The following is a 20,879-nucleotide window of genomic DNA, read 5'->3' as shown; positions in this document are numbered from 1 at the left end:
TGGATTCCCGGCCACCGGTTTCCGTTCTTCGGTCTCAGGGGCGGTAGATCTCCTTGACCGTGGCGATCTGGTCGTCACCGTTCACGCTGATCCGCGCGAGCACCGGGTTGCCTCCCCGCACCTGCCGGATCAGCTGGTCCTTGCCGCACGGCAGGTCGCCGTGGCCCTCGTCGTCGACGGTGACCGATTCGCCAGGGCACAGGGTGGCCGCGCTGAACACCTCCGCATCCGGCTCCAGCGGAAGCCGGTACGTCTTGCCGTCGGTCATCAGCTGGAAGCGGAGCATCCGCAGATCGGCGTCGTATCCGGTGAACCGCACCCGCTGGGTGGTGTTCGGGAACTCGCGGTTCCGCTCGACCGGTGCCTTCCCGGCGCCCGAGGGCCTGGTCTCCAGCTGCAAGGAGCTGTTCGGCACGCCGCAGACCACCTCCGTCCCGGTTTCCGTGAGACGGGCGCAGGTCCATTTGCCCCGCACGTCGAGCACCCGCTCGCCGGGGCCTTCCGCCTGCGGCAGTTTCTCGTAGTACTCGGTGATCACGTTGTACGCCTCGGTGCAGCCCGGCGTGGTGCCGTCGGTCGCGGCCACCGCGATCAGATCCCTCTTCGGTCGTCCCGGCGCGCCGACCTGGCCGCCGTGCTTGCTGCAGTTGACGTCGCCGCCGGACGGCTCGGCGTCGGATCCACCGGCGGCCGCTCCCTGGCCACCGCCCGTCTGCGCCTGGTCGACGGCCGCGTTCTTCACCGGAGAACCATTCCCCGCGACATTGTTCCCGCCGCAGGCGGAAAGGAGTGCGGTGGCGGCCAGCGCCCCGCCCGCAATGGCCGTTTTGATGGTCTTCTTCGCGGTGAATTTCATTTCAGCGCCCCTCTCGCGTTCCTTGGTGAAGCTTTGTCCGGAAGACGCCGGAAGCGGAATGGGGTTGCTGCGAAAAGCACGTGCGGCGCAGAGGTGCCCGAAGGTTCGGACCGCCGTGTCCGCGAGGGCACGACCTCGGCTCGCCGCGCAACCTCCCCGGCGTGGAACGCCGGACGCCGGGGAGATCGCGAAGCCGGTTACGGGATGACGCGGTTGCGCAGGTTGTTCGGGTACGGGCCTTCGCCGTGGATGTTCAGCTCGTTGCTCACCTCGAAGCTGTAATACGGATGCGAGCTGAAATAGCTGTCCAGATTGGTGCCGCCGAAGCAGATCAGGTCCGCGCCGCCGGCCGCCCTCGGCCCGTTGCACAGGCTGAGCGTCGGATAGCGGAAGGAATCCACCGGCCGGAAACCGGCGCCGCCGGGGCCGGGAACGGGCAGGTGGCCGATCAGCCCGCCGGGGTCACCCGGCCAGTTCGACTCGACGGGCTGCCGCCGGCCGTCGGCGAACAGCACACCCTGGATGTTCCGTCCGGGTGGTTCGGTCTCCAGCACCGTGCCCGCGACGAGCGCGCCGAGACTGAACCCGACGATGTAGACCCTCGTTTCGAGGTCGCAGCCATAGGTGACATAGAGGTTGTAAAGCGCCGTCCGGAGGTTGGCGACCCCCGCGTCGACATCGGCGTACAGGTTCACGTCCCCGGCGCCGTTCGGATACGGAATGCGTACCGGATCGGCGCCACCGGGAGCGAACGTCCGGTCCAGGAGTTTCTGTGCCCCGCCGTCCTGATATCCCGGCACGACGAACATGACGGGCCCGCACGGGCCATCGGGCCGCGCGGGCGCCGCCTGTGCCGCTCCCGATCCGGCGATGGCTCCGGCCAGGGTGACGACGGACAAGACGGCGGTCGCGAGCAGGCGTGCGCCGGCTCTTTTCATCGGTTTCTCCCCACTGTCGGGTTTCCCCGCCGGACGCTAATGAGCGCCGATGAAATACCGATGAAATGCGGGTAATCGGGGGCGCCGTACCCACTTTCGGGTGAAATTGTTGTTACGGGTTCGAGTGGTTTTTCGTGGACCCGGCCGCGGCCGGGAACCGTCCACCCAGGCGTATTCGCCGCCGGGGCCGACGCGGGAAACCGTTCCCCCGGGTCCTGGGTGACCGTTCACGACCATCCGGTGACAGCCGAAGTCGTGACCGAGCATCTGACCCTTCACGGACAGCGACCGCTGCATGTCCTCTGTGGACGAACGTGATCCGTCGCCCGGGTCACCGGCGGCCGGCGGCCAGGATGACGAGGAACTGGCCTCCGCCCGGCTCGACGCCCGCGGTCACCGGCAATCCCGGTACCAGGCGGGAAAACCGGTCCTCGAGCCAGTCCGCCGCTTCTTTGGCGTCCCGCTCGGTCGGGCACCGGGCCACCAATTCCCGGCCTCCCTTGCGCTCCAGCCGTCCGGCCACGGTGATCAGCGGCGCGGGTTCGGCCACGTGCAGACGGTCCGGCCAGGCGATGACCACCTTGACCGCGCCCTTGCGGGTGTTGCACCCGCGATGCGCGAGCCGTTCGGGGATCTTGGCCTTCCGATCGGCGGTCCGGCTGTCGACACTCGGCCCGCGCGGGTCGTTCACCGACATGTCCGGATCGACCGGTTCGTCGCACACCCAGCAGCGCCAGCCGTCGCGCTCGGCCACCTCATCGAGAAGACTCATCCGGCCAACCTAGCCTGCCGCTTCGCGCGCTCGCCGGGGCGCGGGTGTCGCGAAAGCCACTTTCGAGACGTCTGGCGTCCCGAAAGTGGCTTTCGCGACAACGCCTACTTCGTGCAGTGGATCCCGGCTTCACCCCGGTACATCACGGAGCTGATCCTCACCGAGTACAGGTGGATGGTCACGCACCGCTCCTGCGCGAACCCGTACATCGAAGCCTCGTTGTAGGCCTGCAGCAACGCCGTCCGCTTGGCCGAGGCCGACGTCTTCTCCACGGTGGTCCCGAGGAACGCCCGGGTCTCCTCGGCGCTCGCCACTCCCGGTGCGAGTGTCATGAGTCCCGCGAGGACCACGGCGGCCCCGGTGGCGCGGGCGATCGTCCTGTTCATGATTTCCCCTCCTGATTTCATCGCTGGCAGTAGAGCCAGACGGTCGCGCTGTAATAGCTCGTGTGCGATCGGACGTCGGCGCTGCGCCGATAGCACTGCGAGTCCAGCCAGCCGGTGTTGCGCGCGAAGGTGCGGGCGACCTTTTCCGCCGAGCTGATGGCGTCCCCCGGGTACGGTCCGATGCCGGTGGCGTAGAAATCCCCCGTCTCGACGGCGAAAGCGGGCGGCGCCGACAAGGTCACCGCGGCCACCGCCAGTGCGGCCGCGGTCAGCAACTTCTTCATGAGTGCTCCCCTCTGAGGCGTCAGCCAGAATTGACTGACTCCCTTCAGTCATTCATCTCAGCTAACGTGGTGACCGTAAGGGACCGATGGAGTCGATGTCAACTCATATGAATGTCAAGCTGGCTAAGATTCATTTCAGTTTACGGAGGTGAAGATGGCCGAACCACGGGCGACCACGCTCACCGACCGGATCGACCGCCTCTTCCAGGTGGTCCGGCGGCCCAACGGCGAGCAGCACAGCCACGAGGAGGTGGCGCGGGCCTGCCGGGAGAGCACCGGCGAGTCGTTTTCCGCCGCCTACCTGTGGCAGCTGCGGACGGGCCGCCGGGACAACCCGACCAAACGGCACCTCGAAGCGCTCGCGGCGTTCTTCCAGGTGCCGCCTGCGTACTTCTTCGACGACGAACAGGGAAGGGCTCTTGCCGAAGAGGTCGAGTTGCTGGGAGCGTTGCGCAACACCGCGGTGCGCAACCTGGCGTTGCGCGCGGTGACGCTGTCCGAGGAGGGGCTCGGCACCGTGTCCGACATCGTCGAGGCGATCAAGCGGCGCGAGGCCATGCGTGACCAGGGGGAGTAGCGATGTTGGGCAGGAAGAGCGCGCTCTGGCGCAGATGTGAGCGGATCGCGGCCACCGTGCGGCTACCGGAACCGTTCGACGTCACCACGTTGTTCGGCGAGGTCGCGGCGATGCGCGGGCGGCCCATCGAGCTGGTGGCGCTCGATGCGCGGCCGGGGGCGCCGTGCGGGGTGCTCGCGGCCACCGATCGGGCGGACTACGTGTTCTACACGCGGGACACGTCTCCGTTGCACCAGCGGCACATCCTCCTGCACGAACTCGGCCATCTGCTGTGCGGGCACGTCGAAGGCGAGGTGCGGCCGGAGGCGATCGCCGCGATGGTCGCGCCCTCGCTTTCGGTGGACCTGGTCCGCCGCGTCCTCGGCCGTACGACCTACGCGGAGGAGCAGGAGAAGGAAGCCGAACTCTTCGCGTCGTTGCTCATGCGCCGAGCCGTGAGCGCCGGGCCGGAATCCGATCGGCTGCGCCACGCCCTCGGTTCGTGATCAGCTATCTGTCCGCCGCGCTGCTGGCGTCGATCGGCGTCGCCCGGCTGGTGGCGGTTCGCGCCGGGCCCCGGCATCTGGCCACGTTCTTCCTCAGCATGGCGGCAGGCCTCGCCGTCTCCGCCGACGCCACGGTCCGGTTGCTCGGCGACGTCCTGCTCCCGCGGCTGGTCACCAACGCGCTGCAACTGCTCGCGATGCGCGCGCTGGTCCAGGTGGTCCGCAGTACGCGGTCACCGGAAAAGCCGACGCCGTTCTGGCCGATCGTGCTCTGCTGGGCGCTGATGGCCCTGTGCTACGTGGACATCGTCCCGCATCGGTTCGAGGTGGGCACGCCCGCGTTCCAATGGCGCTTGAGCGTCGTCGCGTATCAGGTTGTCCTCACGACGTACGGGGTCGCGTGCCTGGTGATGTTCACGCGCACGCTGGCCCGCAGCGCCGCTGCCCGTCCACGAGGGACCTTCCGGACCGGGCTGCGGATCCTGATCTGTGCCGCCGTCGCGACCATCGTGTGGGTGCTGTTCTCCGGGCTTCCCTCGCTGTGGCTGGAGATCACCGACCTCGCGGACCTCGATTTCATGCCCCGTGCCCGCCTGGTAGGACTCTGCGCGATGGTGCTGTGGGTCCTCGGCGGGCTGTTCACCACCTGGGACGGCGCGCTCCGGCTGGCGCGCGCGTGGCGGGGAATCCGGGCGGTGACGCCGTTGTGGAAGGAACTCGTCGCGGCCCATCCGCAGATCGCGCTGCCCGTGCGCCACGATCTCGAGTTCACGTTGTACCGCAGGGTGATCGAGATCCGTGACGGCCTCCTCGCGGTGCGGGCACACGTTCCGCCGCAGCTCGGGGACTGGCTGCGCACCCCGGTCGACGAACCCACGCGCGCCGCCGCCGAACTCGCGGCGGCGCTGGTGATGCGTGAGGCTGGCCGCAGCTGGCCGCATCCTCCGGCGGAGCCGGACGGTGCGCATCCTGGCGTGCGGGAGGAAAGCGCCTGGCTGAGCGCGGTGTCGTCCGCGTTCACGCACTCCCGCGTCGTGCGTGAGGTGCGGGAACGCGCGATGGCCGAGGCCGGCGCCCCCGATCAGGGCGCCGGCCGGATGCTCAGGCACCGGTGACGAAGATCCGGGCGATACTCCCGTCCGCCCACACCAAGCCGAGCCGGTTCCCGGCGAAGTCGTAGACGACCGTGGCTTCGCCGTTGGCGCGGTTCACCCAGCTGTTGTGCGGAACGGCCCCATGCGCCCGCACGTAGGCATCGACGGAGCCACGATGCCCGCCGAGGTCGAGCCCGGAGATCACGCGGTCCGCACTCGGGCAGCGCGCGACATCGACACTGACCCTTGTCACCAGCCCGTCGAGCGCTTCCAGGTAGACGCCGTCGACGCTCGGCTCGTCGGGGACCAGCTCACTACGCCGGACGGTCGAGCCGGGGAAGAGCCCGCGCAGTTCCGCGTACGCCGCGGAGTCCTCGGGCGCACCCAGCGCGGCGCACATCGTCACGATGACGCCGGTCAGCGGCGTCCCGGGGGCAGGGGACGGATCGGCCGAGGGCTCCTCGGTCTTCCGGGGTGCCGGTCGCGGGTCCCGGCCGCCGAAATCCGCCACCCGGTCCCAGATCCAGTCGGCCACCGAGTCGGCGACGGGCTCGTCGGGCTGTCCTGGCCGGCGCCGCACCAGCGCCCCGAACGCGACGGCGACCAGATACGTCCCGGCGTCGTCGGTCATCACCTGTTCCCAGAGTTCGTTCTCCGGCCAGTCGGGGTGCGCCGCCCGGTCGGCCTCGATCTCGGCGTCCATGGCGAGGATCTCGGCCGCCGACAGCAGGCGGAACGGCTCCGCCCTCCCCCACGCGGCGCCGGAGCCAGGCGGCTGGCCGTCGTGCCAGGCGAGGAGATCCTCGGCGACCATGGCGCCGACCTTGTCGTCGCCCTTGGTCAGCTCGGAGGGCGTGGCTCCCGGCCGCAGGGTGGCGCGCAGCTCGGCGGGCATCACCGCTTCCAGTGCCGTCAGCGCGGAAGCCAGGTCGGTGCCGAGCTTCTGGTCGCGGATCTGCCGCCACGCCATCTCGAGCGCGCCGGTGCGGCGGATGTCGTCCAGCGTGATGTCGTCGCCGCGTGCCTTCTCGACGATCCGCAGCATCGACCGAGCGGTCTCCACCAGGTTCCGCAGCAGGTCGTCGGTCGGATCCTCACGCAGCAGCCGAAGACCGAGTTGTTCGGCGTCGTCGAACCGGTACTGCGCCAGGTAGGCGTAGCCGAGCAACATGCCTACCCAGGAGTCCGCCGCGTTGGCCCGGATGGCCTCCTCGGCCGCGGGGGCGAACCGTTCGGGCGGTGCGAAGCTCTCCAGCAGGTACTCCGCGCGTTTCGCCAGCGCTTGGGGGAGGTCGTCCGGCGCCGTCCGCGCGCACAGTGCCACCGCTTCGTCGAGTTGCCGCCATCCTTCCTCGTGCGCCCCGGAGAGGGCCTGGGCCGAGCCCAGTTGCATCCAGTCGTCCCAGTCCTCGTGGCTCTCGCCCAGCACGGTGCGCGCCCATCGCAGCGCCTCGTCGTGGTTGTGCTCCGCCGATTCCAGCCGCCGAAGCGCACGAGCCGCCATCGTGAACCAAGTGTCGCGCTGAGCAGCCACCCGGAGGAACAGCCGCCGCGCCTCGTCGGTTTCGCCGCACACGTGGTGGTGATCGCCGAGCAGCATCAACGCGCTGCTCCGCTCCGGCTGGGCCGCGAGCACCCGCAGCGCCAGCTCCGCGACCTTGGGATGCGCCGGCTGGACGGCGATGAGTTCCCAGGCCAGGTCGAGGTCTCGCTCCACGGCGTCGTTCATCGCATGCCTCGCTTGACCCGGTAGGCCCTGAGCTGGTCGAAGGTCCCGTCGTCGACGCCGTATTCGAGGACCGGTGCCACCTGGTCGAACCAGGCCGTCGTGGACGGGGTGATGCCGCCGACCGCGGCCAGCAGCGCGTCGGTGGTGACGGGCACCAGCTCGCCCCTGCTCATCGACTCGACCATCGCCTTCTGCAGCACGGTGGTCGTCAAGTGGCCGAGATCGGCACCGGAGAACCCCTCGGTCGCCGCCGCGACGGCCACGACGTCGACCTCCTCGGCGGGCTTGCCCGCCAGGGCGCCCTGGACGATCGCCGCCCTGGCGACCGCGTCCGGGGGCAGCACCAGCACCGTCTTGTCGATCCGGCCCGGACGGCGCAGCGCGGAGTCGATGTCCCACGGCCGGTTCGTCGCGGCCAGGAAGTAGACCCCGTCGTTCCTGCCCGCCATGCCGTCGAGCTCTTCCAGAAGCTGGGTGACGAGCATCCGCATCGCTTGCGCACCGGAGGTCCGCCGTCCACCGAGCGCGTCGAACTCGTCGAAGAAGATCACGCACGGTGTCGCCGCGCGGGCGTGGCGGAACACGCTCTGGATCGCCTTTTCGCTCTCCCCGATCCATTTGCTGAGCAGGTCCGCGAGGGTCACGTGGAGGAAGGACGCGCCGAGATCGCCGGCGATCGCCCTGGCGATGAACGTCTTGCCGCATCCTGGCGGGCCGTACATCAGCAGCGATCCGCCCGGCTTCTGCCCGAACGCGGCCGCCAGCTCGGGATTGCGCAGCGGAGCGAGGAACGCGGTGTCCAGGTGCTGCTTGACCTCGGCGAGACCCGCGACGTCGGCCAACGTCACCGCCGGACGCTCGGCGTCCCACAACGACGCCGGCACCACGCTTTCCCGGCGGTCTGCGTCGGCCGGGGCCGGAACCGGGTCCGAGGTTCGCAACCGCGCCGCCATCAGCCGGGCGCGCAGCAGCCGGACCCGCGCCGGATCACCGCCGTGGGCCTCGAACGCCGCCAGTTCACCGGCGGCGCGATCCGGTTGCCGCTCCAGCAGAAGCGTGACGAAGTCTTCGCGCAGTGCCAGATTTCCGGGGTCGGCCTCCACCTCGCGCGCGATGACCTCGACGAAGCCGTCTTCCGGCTCGGCGCCGTTCATCGCGCGGCTCCTTCGTCCGCGTCCCGCGCGAGGAAGAACCTGTGTTCCGGCGAAGCCGCCCGGCGCCGCAGCGCGATCTGCGCAGTCGTGTCCCCAGCAGGAATCGCTTTCGCTGTCTCGTCGAGGCGGTCGAGTTCGGCGACCAGCTCGGGGCTGTCGTCTCTGGCCATTCGGTTCTCTCTCGTCTGAGCCGCGGTCGTGTCCGGTTCGCGACCAGACAAGCATCCCTTCGATCACCGTGGCGACGGGGGTGGCGCGGCAACGCGCCGGGCCGCCCTGGCCGACCTGTATCACTGCGAACCGTGATCTGGCGGCGGGTTTCACCGTTAGCCGGATCCGCGGGTGGCTCGCTGTTAGGGTCCGGCCATGCGGGTGTGGTGGTGTGGCCTGGTCGTGGGCTCGGTCGCGCTGCTCGGCGCGTGCGCCGCAGGCGGGTCGGGGAAGGGCAAGGTGGTGCCCTCGACGACGGCGACGACCCCCACGACGGGCGTCGCGCGGACGACGACGCGGCCGCCGGAGACCCCGGTGACCACCACGACTCGGCGGACGACGCCCACCACGACACCTCACACCGCGACACCGCGCACCACGACTCAGCGCAAGACGACGACCGCGCAGCGCCCGGCGACCCCGCGCCGCACTCCGCCCCGGACCCGCTAGAGCACGACGTCGTCCTGGTGGGCGCCGAATTCGGCCGAGCGTGTTTCGGTGGCGTGTTCGGCGCGCCGGATCCGGTCGGTCCAGGTGGCTGTGGCGCCGAACGCGGTTTCGGCGAAGCCCACCTCGCGGATGGCGTCGGGCAAGGCCGGGTCGCCGGCGGCGAGCAGCCGGACCGGGCTGCCCAGCGCGACCGTGAAGGGCGGTACGAAGTACTCGGCCGGGGTCTCGGTTCGCGCGTGTACCAGGGCGCCTACCGCGACTGTGGTGCCTTCGCCGAGCCGTGCGGTCTGCAACACGGTCACCGCTGTCGCCAGGTAGGAGCACCGGCCGACCGTGCACCCCAGCAAGGTCGCGTGCGGACCGACGAGTACGTGATCGCCGACGTCGACCGGTTGCGGTCCGGCCACCGCGGACGCGCGGAGCACGGCGTGCTCGCCGATGATGCTGTATTCGCCGATCGTCACCCGTGAGCCTTCGGCGTCCAGCACGGCGCCCGACAGAACACGTGCGTGTGCGGCCACTTCCACGTTCCCGATGAGGGTCGCGGTCGGTGCCACATAGGCGTCGGCGTGTACCCGGGGCTCATGGTCACGATGTCGAATGCGCATGTCCGGACGCTACGAAGAGATCACCGGCGCGGCTGGCGGTTTTCGGACATGGCGTTCGACGGCCTGCTCTCGGGATTGCGTCGAGACGCCGAATGTGAGCTGGGTCACGATTCGCCGGCGAACGCCCCATCCTGGCCCTGCGGAGGGTCTGCCCGAAAGAACCCGGCCGGTCCGAGCCGGTCCGACACGCGGGAGACGGGGCGCCTGCCGCGCCCGCACTGCCCGAGCTTGGAGGAGACCCTTGACCGTCACGCTGCCCGCAGTGGCCCGGGAAATGCTCGATGGGCCGCATACCGCGATCCTCGCGACCACGAACGCCGACGGACGGCCGCAGTCCTCGGTGATCTTCGTCAAACGTGATGGCGACGAGATGGTGTTCAGCACGATCAGGGGGCGGCTCAAGACCCGCAACATGGAGCGCGATCCCCGCGTGAGCCTGCTCGTGGTGGCGCATACGGCCGCGTACGTGGAAATCCGCGGGACGGTGACGATCGCCGATGACCCTGACAAGGCACTCCTGCGCGAGATGTACGACCGGTACCTGGACGGTGCGGAACCGCCGCCGGAGCCCGAAGCGGCGCGGGTGGCCGTGCGCGTCACCGCGGACAAGGTCTACCTCTGGCCGCCCATACCCGTCGCCGAGCAGAGCTGACATCCGCACAGATCCCCGACAACCGGAAGGATTACGCATGCGCAAGATCGTCGAATCGACGCTGATCAGCCTCGACGGAGTGGTCAACGACCCCGGATCGTGGGCACTGGACTACTTCGACCACGAGTTTCTCAAGGAAGCGTTCGAGCTTCTGCAGGGATGCGACGCCATGCTGATGGGCCGCGGCACGTACGAGGACCTGTCCTGGCGCTGGCCGGACCGGAACGGGGACTTCGCCGACGCGATCAACGGGATCCGTAAGTACGTGTTCTCCTCGACGCTCGAACGGGCCGACTGGAACAACTCGGTGGTCGTCCGCGGTGACGTGGTCGCCGAGGTGCGGAAGCTGAAGGAGGAGGGAGGCGGCGACCTGGTCGTCTTCGGCCATGGGCAGCTATCGCACACCCTGTTGGAACACGGCCTCCTCGATCGGCTTCGCTTCGCGGTGCACCCCGTCGTAGTGGGCCGGGCTTTGGGGCCGTTCCGCGAGAATCCCAAGACGCCGCTGACGCTGGTCGGCACGCATTCTCGCCGATCGGGCGTCGTCGTACTGAACTACCTTGTCGGAAACGGCTCCGTCGGCGCCATCTGACGGCGGGCTTGTGGAAACCGGACAGGAAACGTGTGGAGTGCCGGAATGACCGTGGACCTGATCACGCGAGTGCGGAACGGGGACGGGGAGGCGTTCCGTGAGCTCACCGATCCCTATCGGCGCGAGTTGCGCGTGCACTGCTACCGGATCCTGGGTTCGATGCAGGACGCCGAGGACGCGCTGCAAGAGACCCTGGTGTCGGCCTGGCAGGGACTGGACGGCTTCCAGGAGCGCTCCTCGGTGAGGACCTGGCTGTATCGGATCGCGACCAACCGATGCCTCAAAGTGGTGCGATCGGCAGGCCGGCGTCCACGTACGGACGGGCCGGTGCCCGGGTTCGACCCGCCGGCACCCACTCGCCTCGGCAAGGTGGAATGGCTTGAGCCCTATCCGGACCTCCTGCTGGAAGAACAGGTGGACCCCGCTCCCGGCCCCGGAGAGCGTTATGAGGCCAAGGAAACCATCTCTCTGGCGTTCGTGACGGCGGTGCAGATGCTGCCGCCCCGTCAGCGCGCCGTCCTCATTCTGCGTGACGTCCTCGAATTCCCCACTCGCGAGGTGGCGCACATCATGGACACCACCGAGCAGTCGGTCGCCGGCGCACTCAAGCGCGCACGCACCACGCTGCGGCAGCGCCCGTCACCGTCAGCCGTGCCCGAGCCGCCGCCGGCGAACTCCGCCGGCGAGCGGGAACTCATCACCCGCTTCACCCAGGCCTTCGAGATCGGCGACGTGGACGGCTTGGTCGCCCTGCTGACCGACGACGTCTGGCTGACCATGCCGCCGTTGCCGCTGGAATACCAGGGCCGCGATCAGGCGGCTCGATTCCATACCGCGGTGACCTTCCGCCGAGGCCGTACTTACCGGTTGGTGGCGACCAGGGCCAACGGCCAGCCCGCGTTCGGCATGTACGTACCGGATCCCCAGTCGGGCATCTGCCACGCGAACGGGCTGATGGTGCTCACCCTCGCCGGCAGCCGGATCCGCGCCATGACCCGCTTCGAAAAGAGCGTGCTGCAAAGCTTCCGGCTGCCACTGACCGTGCCACTCGAAGCCGGACGGTCCGCAGGTCGTGATCGATCGCGCGTCACTTCGAGAAAGTCGAGAGCGGTGCTGCTGCCCGTCGCGTCGGCGGCGCAGGCGATCTGCACCGGCTCGTCGAGCGCGACCAGTTCGCCGGTCCGGCACTGGGCGGGCTACTCGCCGGATTCGGTATCGGAGTCACGCTCGGTGGTTCCGTAAGAATCGATGCCGAACTTCGGACCACCTTCGGCATCGAACGGCGACCGTGGCGGTTTCGGTCGGCGTTGGAGCAGGCGTCGGTTGGCGTGGAGATCGGGAAGAGGAACGGGCGGGTGTCGCGGGGTGGTGGCGCTCGCGGGCGCCACCACCCCGGCGGATCAGAACATCGTCGACTGGGCGGCGTTGAAGGTGCCGTTGCTGCTCCACTTCACGCCTTCGGCGTCGAACCCACCGGAACCGTTGGTGTGCCAGCGGAACAGGTTGGTGTTCGAGGCGCCGTAGTCGTAGGAGGCGAGCAGGTCGGTGCGGCCGTCGCCGTCGAAGTCGCCCACGGTCCAGCGGGACTGGGCAAGGTTCCACTGCCCGGCCCCAGTGGTCCACTGGGCCACCGGCGCGTCGACTCCGGTGGCAGTGGCGCGCCAGGTGTGGAATGTCAGGTTCGCGTTGCCCAGGTCGATCGCGGCGCCGAGGTCGGTGCGCCCGTCGCCATTGAAGTCACCGGCGACGAACTGCGCCTTCCCGGATGGGAGGCCGCCGTTCCACTTGACGTTCTGCGCGTCGAACCCGCCGGCGGCTTTGCCGTACCAGAGGAACAGGTTCGCCGTGTTGTTCCGGTAGTCGTAGAACGCGGCCAGGTCGGCCCGGCCGTCGCCGTTGAAGTCGCCGCTCCGCCAGCTCGACTGCACGAGGTTCCAGCTGCCCGGTCCGGTGCGCCACTGCGTGACCGGGGCGTCGAACCCGGCCGCCGTAGCGCGCCAGGTCAGCATGCTCAGGTCGGCGTTGCCGTTGTCGTAGGCGGCGGCGATGTCCGTGCGGCCGTCGCCGTCGAAGTCACCGGTGGTGAACCGGGCATTCAGCGGCCGGAAGGCGCCGCTCCACTTGGTGCCCTGGCTGTCGAACCCGCCGGAGGCGTTGGCGTACCAGAGGAACAGGTTCGAACTGCCGTTCAAGTAGTCGTAGAACGCGGCGAAGTCGGTGCGGCCGTCGCCGTTGAAGTCGCCGGTGACCCAGCGGGTCTTCGCGGCCTCCCAGCCGTCGGTGCTCCACTTCAGCTCCGGGGCACCTACGCCGGACGCGGTCGTCGGCCAGACGTACACACCGACGCGGGTGTTCTTCAGGTCGTAGCCCGCGCCGACGTCGTCTTTGCCGTCGCCGGTGAAGTCGTTGCCCGCCGAGACCGGGGTGGTCGCGGACACGGCATCGGTCGGTGTGCTCGTCCAGCCGTCCGCGGTCGCCGCGACGACGCGGTAGTAGCGGGTTTGCTTGCCGGGCAAGGCGGTCTGCGTATAGGCCGGGGCGATGGTGCTGCCGAGCAGGTGTGCCGCGTCGATCGGCACGTCCGGGGTGGCCGAGCCGTACACGTGGTAGCGCGCGTTGTCCGCGGCGGCCAGCGGGTGCCAGGTCACGGTGATGGCGTGCCCCGCCGCCTTCGCCACCGGGGCGAGGGCCTGCTGGCGGATCCATCCGGTGATGTCGTCGACGCGGGCACCGGTGGTGCCCTGTCGCGTCGTGGTCTCGCCGAAGCAGCCGTGCTGCCACGACGCGCTCGTGACGGCGACGACGTCGCTACGAGCGCCGGCATCGCGGAAGATCGGCGCGCCCGCGTCCCCACGGCAGGCGTCGGTGCCGTTGGTCCCGGTGAGCGAGAGGGTGGTCGCCGTCGACGACGTCGCCTTGAACGTGCCGACGTGCAGCTTGTCCGGCACCCATTCGCGCTCAGTGCGGCCGTACCCGGCGAGGCTGAGCGTTTCGTCACCGCCGGGGCTGTGGACCGGGACGGTGGTGAGCGGGATCGGCGCGATGTCGGTGATCGGCGTGGCGATCCGGGCGAGCGCGACGTCGCGGTCGGTGCGGGTGATGACGTTCGTGACGGCCACGACGTGACCGCCGGTGCCGCTGAGCGAGGTCCGCCCGACCGTCGCGGTGGTCGCCTTGACAGGCACGCCACCCTGCGGGTTCTCGGGGAAGCAGGCGGCGGAGGTGAGGATCAAGTCGGGTTCGACGAGCGCGCCACCGCAGGCGCGGCCGTCGGCGGTGAGCTTCGCGACGTACGGATAGGCGCCCGCTGCTGCGGCGGTTCCGCCGGAAACGGCCTGGGCGGGGATGGCGGTCAGTAAGCCCGCCGCGGTGAGGGCCACGACCGCGGCGGTGCGGGGGAGGGACACGGGAGCTCCGTTCTTCTGCATGGTCGGCGGACCGGTGCGGCTACGCCGTGACCCGGATTTCGAGCAGCGCGGCGGGGTCGTGGTTCGGCAGCGCCTCGCCGACCGGGGTCCACTGGCCCGGCCGGATGTCGACCGTTTCTGTCGTGCTCTTCGCCGTCAATGTGGCTTTCGAGGTGTGACTGTCACCCTTGATGAAGTAAGTCTCGGGGATTTGCATGGTCACGTAACCCGGTGTGCCGGTGACGCGGAAACAGGCGTCACCGCCCTTGATTTTGTAGCTCTGCACGACGATGAGGTCGCCGCCGCTCACGCAGTCGACCAGCAGAACGCGCCCGTCACCCTTGAGCAGGGTGATGTTCCGCTCAGCGAGAATCCGGTCCGCGCCGGGATAGTCGTACGTTTCGACGATCGGGGGCGGGGTGTCGTCGGCGGTGGTTTCGCCGACGGCGTCCGCTGGGATGACGGTGAGCGTGGTGGCCAGCGCGGACAGGCCGAGGAGGCCGGCGCAGACGACAGCAAGACGTCGCGAAGCAAAATGCACGATGAACAGTTCCTCCGTGGCGAAAACGGGAAACGGTGCCCAGGCAGATGCGTGGCACGACAAGCCGCCCCCCGATGGAAAAGGTAGATCGAATAAGTGTCGGGCAAATCCCTTTACGGTAAAATTTCCATAACTATGACCTTCATCATAATTGGTCGAGAGTGGCTAACGTCGGTGCCGCCTTGATTGATCGCGAATAACGTCCGCCGTTATGGCGACAACGGCGGATTGACAAATCCGGAAATCTGCGCCGCGCTGGTGCGGCGCATTACCGGGTGGCTATGGTTCTCATTGTCTGATCATGGGCATTCATTCAAGGGGGACCGAGCAGGGTGGGAATCAGACTGTGTGGCGCGCCGGGTCGGCGTGCCCTTGTGGTGCTGGCCGTGGTCGGCGCGTTGGTGGCGGGAACGGCGGGCGCCGGACCGGTCGCCGTGGCGGAGACCCCGTCAGGCGGCGCGGCCGACCGGGCGCGGGTACTGGCGATCGTGCGGACCGGTACGCCGGGGGTGACCAGGGCCGCGGAGATCGCCCTGACCGGCTCCGACGCGGAGGTCGCCGAATTCCTGCGGACCGGTGAGGCGACGGCGCGGGTGCAGGACGACCGCGTCCGGGTCGGGCAGCTGCTCGCCACCGGCGGCCGCGGGCTCCGGGAAGCGGCGCAAGCCGCGTTGAACGGGACCCCCGAGGACGTCCGGGCCTTCCTGGCCGAAGGCTGGCGCGCCCCTCTCGAGCAGGACCAGCGGGTCCGGGTCGGGCAGATCATGAGCACCGGGGGACGCGGTGTCCGTGAGGCCGCGCAGGCGGCGTTGAACGGGACCGCCGAGGACGTCTGGCGATTCCTGGTCAGCGGGCAGTTCGAGCCTGCCGAGCGCGACAACCGCGTGCTCGTCGGGCGGATCATGGCCGAGGGCGGCCCCAACGTGCAGCAGGCGGCCCAGGTCGCGCTCGCGGGCACGCCTGACGACGTCAAGGAGTTCCTCCGCAGCGGTCAGTACATCGCCCGCGCTCGCGACCAGGAGACGACGTCGGTCGCGCAGCTGGCGGCACTGGCGAAGGAGTCCGGGGCAGAGGCTGTCCGGGAAACCGAGGCGGCCAAGGAGGCTTCGGCCCGCGCGGTGGAGGCGTCCCGGCATGCCAAGGAGGCGGCGCAGCGGGCGGCCCAGGAGACCGAGGCAGCGAAGAACGACGCGGGCCGGGCGGCGGAGGCGGCCGGGCGGGCGGCGGATTCGGCCGGGCGCGCCGCGGACGCCGCGCAGGCCGCGATCGCGGCGGCGAACGCGGCGAACGCGGCCGCACGGGTCGCGGCGAACGCCGCGGCCAAGGCCGCCTCCGCCGCCGCGGCCGCGGGTCAGGCCGCGGTCCGTGCCCGTAACGCCGCCGCCGCGGCGGCCGGCGACGCCGGCCAGGCCGACGCCGCCCGCCGGGCCGCGGTCGATGCCCGGGCCGTCGCCGCGGCGGCCAACCTCGCCGCCGACGCGGCCACGGCGGCCGGTTCCGCCGCGGTGAACGCGGCTTCAGCGGCCGGCTCGGCCCGCAGTGCCGGGGCGAACGCCGACGCCGCTGCTGCTGCGGCGTCGGCGGCGGCCGGGTACGCCGGTTCCGCCGGGGCCGAAGCCCAGCGGGCCAGGAACGCCGCCGCGACGGCGAAGCGGAAGGCCGCGGAGGCCAACCGCGCCGCGAACGCCGCGGAGTCGTTCGCCAACGAGGCCGCGAGCGCGGCGGCCGAGGCATCCCGGGCGGCTCGCTCTGCGGCCGGCCACGCGGAGGCCGCGGCTGCCGCGGCCGAAGAGGCGGCCAAGCACGCCGGAGAGGCCCAGGACGCGGCCAAGGAAGCCACAATCCACGCCGAAGCGTCGCTTCGCGCGGCCGACGCGGCGACGGCGGCGGCGGCCGAGGCGACGAGGATCGAAGAGACCGCCCGGAAGAGCGAGGCCGACCGGCTCGCGAACGACACCGCCGAAGCGGTCGGGACCGCGGAGCAGGCGAAACAGGCATACGACACGCGACGGGCCGACGCCGAGTGGGACGCGGCCGAGGCGGCCAGGCTGGACCAGGAGACCCAGCGGCTGATCGCCGAGGCGGAGGCGCCCGAAACGCCGGACGCCACCAAGGTGGCCGACGGGCGGAAGATCGCCGTCCAGCTCCGCAGGACCGGCGGCTCTTGGACCATCGCGGCCGCGGAGGCGGCGCTGAGCGGGACCGACGCCGACGTGCTCGCGTTCGTGCGGACCCAGCGCCGGATCGCGGCCGAGCAGGACGACCGCGCCCGGGTCGCCTTCCTTGCCGACTCCACGGACAAGGCCGCGAAGAAGACCGCCGCGGAGACCGCGCTGTTCGGGGCCTACCCGGCTGTCCAGACCTTCCTGCGCACCCAGTACTACGACGGCAAGGTCGCTGACGACCGGGTCCGCGTCGGCCAGATCATGAGCACCGGCGGTCCCGCCACGAAGGAGGCCGCGCAGCAAGCGCTGAACGGCACCCCGGCGGACGTCGAGCAGTTCCTCGCCACGGGGCAGTACGTCGCGGCCGAGCACGACGACCGGATCGCCGTCGGCCGGATCATCAGCACCGGCGGGCCGAACATCAAGGCGGCCGGGCAGGTCGCGCTGGCGGGTCCGCCGTCGTTCCTGCGGATCTTCCTCCAGGTCGGGCAGTACAAGGCCCAGCGGATGGACCACGACGCGGCAACCCACGCCGCCGAGGTCCGGCGCTATGTCGCGGAGGCGAATCGTCTGGCCGCCGATGCCAGGGCGAGCGCGGCCGAAGCGGCGCGCGCCGCGGCGGTGGCGCGCAACGCGGCCAACGAGGCGCAAACCTATGCCGACCAGGCGAATCGGGCGGCGGACGAGGCGCGGCGTTACGCGGATCAGGCCAAAGAGTCCGCGCGGCAGGCGCAGGAGTCGGCCGACGCGGCCGCACGTTCCGCACGGCAAGCCCGTGACGCCGCCAATGCGGCACAAAAGTCCGCGCGAGCGGCCGAGCAGTCCGCGGCCGAGGCTTCGGCATCCGCCGCACGGGCCAGGATCTACTCGGCCGAGGCACAGGCGGCCGCGGCGGACGCACGCGCGTCCGCTATCGCCGCCGGCAAGTCCGCCAACGAAGCCGCGCAGGCCGCCGCGGACGCCCTGAAGATCTACTCGGACAAGCGTGCCGCGGAAGACAAGGCACAACGCGAGAACCCGGTACCGGTTCCCCCGGACCCCGGCGGCGACGCCGATCCGGTGGTGCCCAGGGAAATGGTCCTCGAGGGCGGCATGTCGCTGGCCGACCTCGCCGGGCTGCTGGTCGACCTCGCGAGCATGTTCGACCCGACACCGGTCAGCAACATCGGGTCCGGGCTGATGAGCCTCTTCCAGGGCGACTGGGCCGGTGTGGTGCTCTCGGCCGCCGGCGCCATCCCCGGCCTCGGCGCGGGTGCCGACTTTGCCAAGGCCGCGCGACGAATCGAGAAGGGTTTCGGGTTCCTCGCGCCGTATATCAGCCGAAAGGGGTTCCTGGAAAACGCCCTGCACAACGTGAAGGGACTCTCACCGGATCACGCCAACCGGGCCTTCAGCGTGATGAACACCCTGCACCGAGACGCGGAAAAGTATCTCAGCGGCAAGGGACCCGAGTACCTGAAGGCGCTCAAAGCCGCGCGGCTGCCCACGATGGGGCCGATCCGGTTCGTGCCGGCCGACACCTTCAAGCCGAGCACTCCCCGGCGGTCGTACAACGACGCGTACGGTAACGAGTGGCGATGGAACTCGAACCAGAACGAATGGGACGTCCAGATCAAGAACGGCGACGGTAAGATGGACTACTTCGCCAAGGACAAGGGGCATGCCAACATTTCCCCCGAGGGACGTGTGACACACAAATGAAGTTTTCGGAAACCGATATCGTCACGGACATCCGGTTCGCCGTCGACACCACGGAACTCGCGACGGCCCTCGGCGTGTGCCTGCCGCTGATCGACGAATTCGGTGCCGTCGCTGTGGAAATCGAACGCGCCAACCCCGAGAGCCCCTGGACCGGATTCCTTGCTTCCCTCTTCTTCACTTGCTCAGTAGCGGAGGGGGAAACCATCGAGCAGGCCATGCGGCGGGCCGTTCAACCGGCGATCGTCAAGTACCGGCTGAACGACGAAAACCTCGAGATCCACGGTGACCCGGAGCGGCGCGGCTTCGCCAGCCTCCGGTTCCGGAAACTGGAGGTCGACGACTACGTTCTCTTCAGGGTGGTAGCCGAGCGGGGAGGGCAGGAAACACGCGCGCCGACGTCCGTGGCCCGTGCCGATTTCACGCCGCGCGAGGAGACGGACATCATCGCCCGTGTCCACCTCCGTTTCCCCGCGGCGAACCTGAACACCGCCATGGATCGGTGCCTTCCGATCGCGGAGTCGATCGGCGCGTCGGTGATCCAGGTCGTCTCGTCGCGTCCGGCAGGCCTGCCGGAAGAGTTCTGCGAAGTCGCCCTGCTCTCAGCGACCCCCGCCATCGACGGTGAAGCCGCCGAGCCGGGCCTGCGGCGAGTGGCCACGAAACTCGCCGGCCAGCTCGGCCTGGATCCCGATGTGTTCGAGATCCGGGGCACGGGGGGCGTCCTCATCGGAGCGATTGAGAACAGCGGGGCTGAACAGCCAGTCGAAGCATTGTATGTACGCGTGGACGACGATCCGTTGTACCAGGACTGATGGCCGATTCTCCGTGCGGCCCTTGACCAACGCCACGACAGTGGCTGGATACGCAAGGGCCGCACGGAGAATTCGAACATCATGTGGGGCGGGGCGGTCCGGCGGACTCAGCCGTTGGGGTCGCTGGTGTTGACGTCTCCGTTGACGCCCTTGGGGAAGAATCCGCCGGAGGTGACGGCCTTGGGGTTCAGGTAGACGATGTTGAGTACCTGGCCCGGAGTGCGGCTGTAGGCGATGCCGTTGCTGTCGGTGGGCACGATGTTCGCCTGGCCGTTCTCGTCGACGACGCCCTGGTCGAGGTCGGTGGTGCCGTCGAGGCTGTCGCGGGCGTTGGAGAGTTTGACGCTGGCTTCCCGGAGGTCGCGGCCGAGCAGGCCGAGCCCGAGGATGCCGCCGCTGTGCTGGTAGAGCGCGGTGCGGATGTTGGCGGCGTGGTAGGCCTCGACGGCGAGGATGCCGGCCGCGGCTTCGAGGTATGTCTTGTTGGTGATCAGGGGTGCGGCGCCCTTGTAGGCGGTGACGCCGACGTCTTCGAAGAGGTAGGCGGCGAGGAGGAAGTTCTCCTCGCAGGCGAACGCGTCGAAGCTCTGCCCCTTGCGGACGAGCCCCGCGGCCTGCGCCGCGGCGGTGAAGCTGGCCTGCAGGTCGATGGCCGGGCGGCTGACCGCGGCCGAGCCCAGCGCGGTGCGCAGGAACTCCACGTGCGCCTTCTCGTCGCCGGCGATTTCCCGGGCGTACTGCTTCGCCGCCTTGGTCTTGAACCGCACAGCACGGCCGCCGGTGACGCCGCCACGGGTGCCGGTGCCGGTGGTGAGCGAGTCGGCGAGTCCCTTGCCGGTGACGGCGTGCAGATAGAACTCGGCTTCGAGGTATTCGAGATTGAGGGCGAAGTTGAGCACGGCGCCGTCACTGACCCCCTCGGCGGCCGCCGCTTCCCCCGCGGCCTGCCGGACGGTCCCGGCCGACGCGGCGGGTCCGGTCAGGCCACCGAGCGCGCCCGCTCCGACCACCCCCAGGCCCGTTACCCCGGCCGCGCGCAGAAAACGGCGCCGGTCTTGCTGGTTCTCCGCACTCCGGTTGATCATCGACGCGGCATAGCGCTTGCCAAACACGAGTGATCTCCTTCCCACCCGGCCGTCACACGACATACCGGGTGTGCCCGCGCGTCGTGACGGCTCGTCCCGGCACGCGGGCGTGGGTCTACGTTGACCTCCACTTTCGAGGCCGTCGTGCTATCGGATTGGTCGACACCCTCGACAGCCGGCAGGCGGGCGGCCCGGTCAAGATCGAAGGCTCCGGCGAGAACCTGACCGTCGACGGCGCGAAGATCCTGTGCGGGAACATCCAGCACGCACGTGGTGTAGCCAGTCGTCCGGCGACCGGGCATCGAGCGCACCCGGCGCTTTTCGGTCCAGGCGCACCGCCGGGGAGACCCGGGTCACACGATCGGGTCGTGACGATCTCCG

General features: G+C 69.8%; 21 protein-coding genes and 1 pseudogene. 10 read left to right on the top strand and 12 right to left on the bottom strand.

What is annotated here, in order from left to right; translation table 11 throughout:
- Nucleotides 1-34: 34 nt before the first annotated feature.
- From CVV72_RS21520 to CVV72_RS21500, 5 genes are all read right to left on the bottom strand, one after another.
- Nucleotides 35-856 (bottom strand): hypothetical protein, encoded by an 822-nt coding sequence (locus CVV72_RS21520; RefSeq protein ID WP_219145517.1) that lies wholly within the window; start codon nucleotides 854-856, stop codon nucleotides 35-37.
- A 197-nt stretch (nucleotides 857-1,053) separates the two neighbouring features.
- Complete coding sequence (locus CVV72_RS21515) at nucleotides 1,054-1,794, bottom strand: hypothetical protein (RefSeq protein WP_219145516.1); 741 nt, start codon at nucleotides 1,792-1,794, stop codon at nucleotides 1,054-1,056.
- A gap of 331 nt (nucleotides 1,795-2,125) precedes the next feature.
- Complete coding sequence (locus CVV72_RS21510) at nucleotides 2,126-2,566, bottom strand: hypothetical protein (RefSeq protein WP_219145515.1); 441 nt, start codon at nucleotides 2,564-2,566, stop codon at nucleotides 2,126-2,128.
- Nucleotides 2,567-2,670: 104 nt separating this feature from the next.
- Nucleotides 2,671-2,952: a hypothetical protein gene (locus CVV72_RS21505; protein WP_034313446.1), complete on the bottom strand. Its 282-nt coding sequence runs from the start codon at nucleotides 2,950-2,952 to the stop codon at nucleotides 2,671-2,673.
- Nucleotides 2,953-2,969: 17 nt separating this feature from the next.
- Entirely contained in the window at nucleotides 2,970-3,236 is a 267-nt protein-coding gene (locus CVV72_RS21500; protein ID WP_219145514.1) for a hypothetical protein, read from the bottom strand.
- A gap of 154 nt (nucleotides 3,237-3,390) precedes the next feature.
- On the opposite strand from CVV72_RS21500, the gene CVV72_RS21495 reads away from it, so the two are divergent.
- Genes CVV72_RS21495 through CVV72_RS21485 form a run of 3 tightly spaced genes read left to right on the top strand, consistent with a single transcriptional unit; the run spans nucleotide 3,391 to nucleotide 5,413 of the window.
- A complete protein-coding gene (locus tag CVV72_RS21495) occupies nucleotides 3,391-3,813 on the top strand; it encodes a helix-turn-helix domain-containing protein (RefSeq protein ID WP_219145513.1) in 423 nt (140 codons plus the stop codon).
- Between the two features lie 2 nt (nucleotides 3,814-3,815).
- Entirely contained in the window at nucleotides 3,816-4,298 is a 483-nt protein-coding gene (locus CVV72_RS21490; RefSeq protein WP_219145512.1) for an ImmA/IrrE family metallo-endopeptidase, read from the top strand.
- Nucleotides 4,295-5,413 carry an MAB_1171c family putative transporter gene (locus tag CVV72_RS21485; protein ID WP_219145511.1) on the top strand — a complete coding sequence of 373 codons (1,119 nt, stop codon included), beginning with the start codon at nucleotides 4,295-4,297 and terminating at the stop codon, nucleotides 5,411-5,413. Before CVV72_RS21490 ends, CVV72_RS21485 begins: the two co-directional genes overlap by 4 nt.
- On the opposite strand, the gene CVV72_RS21480 is transcribed toward CVV72_RS21485, so the two are convergent.
- The 3 genes from CVV72_RS21480 to CVV72_RS21470 are packed head-to-tail and all read right to left on the bottom strand — an operon-like array spanning nucleotide 5,400 to nucleotide 8,445.
- On the bottom strand, nucleotides 5,400-7,121 hold the full coding sequence (locus CVV72_RS21480; RefSeq protein WP_219145510.1) for a tetratricopeptide repeat protein: 1,722 nt from the start codon (nucleotides 7,119-7,121) through the stop codon (nucleotides 5,400-5,402). The genes CVV72_RS21485 and CVV72_RS21480 overlap by 14 nt on opposite strands.
- Nucleotides 7,118-8,275, bottom strand: a complete 1,158-nt coding sequence (locus CVV72_RS21475; RefSeq protein ID WP_219145509.1) for a 26S protease regulatory subunit — start codon at nucleotides 8,273-8,275, stop codon at nucleotides 7,118-7,120. The genes CVV72_RS21480 and CVV72_RS21475 overlap by 4 nt, the downstream gene beginning before the upstream one ends.
- Nucleotides 8,272-8,445 (bottom strand): hypothetical protein, encoded by a 174-nt coding sequence (locus CVV72_RS21470; protein WP_219145508.1) that lies wholly within the window; start codon nucleotides 8,443-8,445, stop codon nucleotides 8,272-8,274. The genes CVV72_RS21475 and CVV72_RS21470 overlap by 4 nt, the downstream gene beginning before the upstream one ends.
- Before the next feature lie 196 nt (nucleotides 8,446-8,641).
- On the opposite strand from CVV72_RS21470, the gene CVV72_RS21465 reads away from it, so the two are divergent.
- Nucleotides 8,642-8,935: a hypothetical protein gene (locus tag CVV72_RS21465; protein ID WP_219145507.1), complete on the top strand. Its 294-nt coding sequence runs from the start codon at nucleotides 8,642-8,644 to the stop codon at nucleotides 8,933-8,935.
- Here the strand turns inward: CVV72_RS21465 and CVV72_RS21460 are convergent.
- Entirely contained in the window at nucleotides 8,932-9,543 is a 612-nt protein-coding gene (locus CVV72_RS21460; RefSeq protein ID WP_219145506.1) for a gamma carbonic anhydrase family protein, read from the bottom strand. The two genes, CVV72_RS21465 and CVV72_RS21460, sit on opposite strands and share 4 nt — an antisense overlap.
- Nucleotides 9,544-9,784: 241 nt before the next feature.
- Here CVV72_RS21460 and CVV72_RS21455 point away from each other — a divergent pair, with 241 nt between their 5' ends.
- Genes CVV72_RS21455 through CVV72_RS21445 form a run of 3 tightly spaced genes read left to right on the top strand, consistent with a single transcriptional unit; the run spans nucleotide 9,785 to nucleotide 12,029 of the window.
- Nucleotides 9,785-10,195: a PPOX class F420-dependent oxidoreductase gene (locus CVV72_RS21455; protein ID WP_255632201.1), complete on the top strand. Its 411-nt coding sequence runs from the start codon at nucleotides 9,785-9,787 to the stop codon at nucleotides 10,193-10,195.
- Between the two features lie 37 nt (nucleotides 10,196-10,232).
- Complete coding sequence (locus CVV72_RS21450; protein WP_219145505.1) at nucleotides 10,233-10,787, top strand: dihydrofolate reductase family protein; 555 nt, start codon at nucleotides 10,233-10,235, stop codon at nucleotides 10,785-10,787.
- A gap of 45 nt (nucleotides 10,788-10,832) precedes the next feature.
- Entirely contained in the window at nucleotides 10,833-12,029 is a 1,197-nt protein-coding gene (locus CVV72_RS21445; protein ID WP_219145504.1) for a sigma-70 family RNA polymerase sigma factor, read from the top strand.
- 158 nt (nucleotides 12,030-12,187) lie between these two features.
- Here CVV72_RS21445 and CVV72_RS21440 read toward each other — a convergent pair whose 3' ends face one another.
- A complete protein-coding gene (locus CVV72_RS21440; RefSeq protein WP_219145503.1) occupies nucleotides 12,188-14,194 on the bottom strand; it encodes an FG-GAP-like repeat-containing protein in 2,007 nt (668 codons plus the stop codon).
- A gap of 40 nt (nucleotides 14,195-14,234) precedes the next feature.
- Nucleotides 14,235-14,735 carry a hypothetical protein gene (locus CVV72_RS21435; protein WP_219145502.1) on the bottom strand — a complete coding sequence of 167 codons (501 nt, stop codon included), beginning with the start codon at nucleotides 14,733-14,735 and terminating at the stop codon, nucleotides 14,235-14,237.
- Between the two features lie 332 nt (nucleotides 14,736-15,067).
- Here CVV72_RS21435 and CVV72_RS21430 point away from each other — a divergent pair, with 332 nt between their 5' ends.
- Nucleotides 15,068-18,601 carry a polymorphic toxin type 17 domain-containing protein gene (locus CVV72_RS21430; RefSeq protein WP_219145501.1) on the top strand — a complete coding sequence of 1,178 codons (3,534 nt, stop codon included), beginning with the start codon at nucleotides 15,068-15,070 and terminating at the stop codon, nucleotides 18,599-18,601.
- Nucleotides 18,602-18,675: 74 nt separating this feature from the next.
- The gene (locus CVV72_RS21425) at nucleotides 18,676-19,413 is read left to right on the top strand and encodes a hypothetical protein (RefSeq protein ID WP_219145500.1); all 738 of its coding nucleotides are present in this window, start codon (nucleotides 18,676-18,678) and stop codon (nucleotides 19,411-19,413) included.
- 107 nt (nucleotides 19,414-19,520) lie between these two features.
- On the opposite strand, the gene CVV72_RS21420 is transcribed toward CVV72_RS21425, so the two are convergent.
- Nucleotides 19,521-20,525, bottom strand: coding sequence for a ferritin-like domain-containing protein (locus CVV72_RS21420; RefSeq protein ID WP_219145499.1), 1,005 nt, complete (start codon nucleotides 20,523-20,525; stop codon nucleotides 19,521-19,523).
- A gap of 155 nt (nucleotides 20,526-20,680) precedes the next feature.
- Between CVV72_RS21420 and CVV72_RS41760 the strand changes: the two are divergent.
- Nucleotides 20,681-20,758: pseudogene (locus CVV72_RS41760) on the top strand (fasciclin domain-containing protein); the annotation flags it as partial.
- Between the last annotated feature and the right edge of the window lie 121 nt (nucleotides 20,759-20,879).

The organism is Amycolatopsis sp. TNS106, from assembly GCF_019330265.1.
Lineage (GTDB): Bacteria > Actinomycetota > Actinomycetes > Mycobacteriales > Pseudonocardiaceae > Amycolatopsis > Amycolatopsis lurida.
This window is presented reverse-complemented; position numbering and strand designations above follow the sequence as displayed.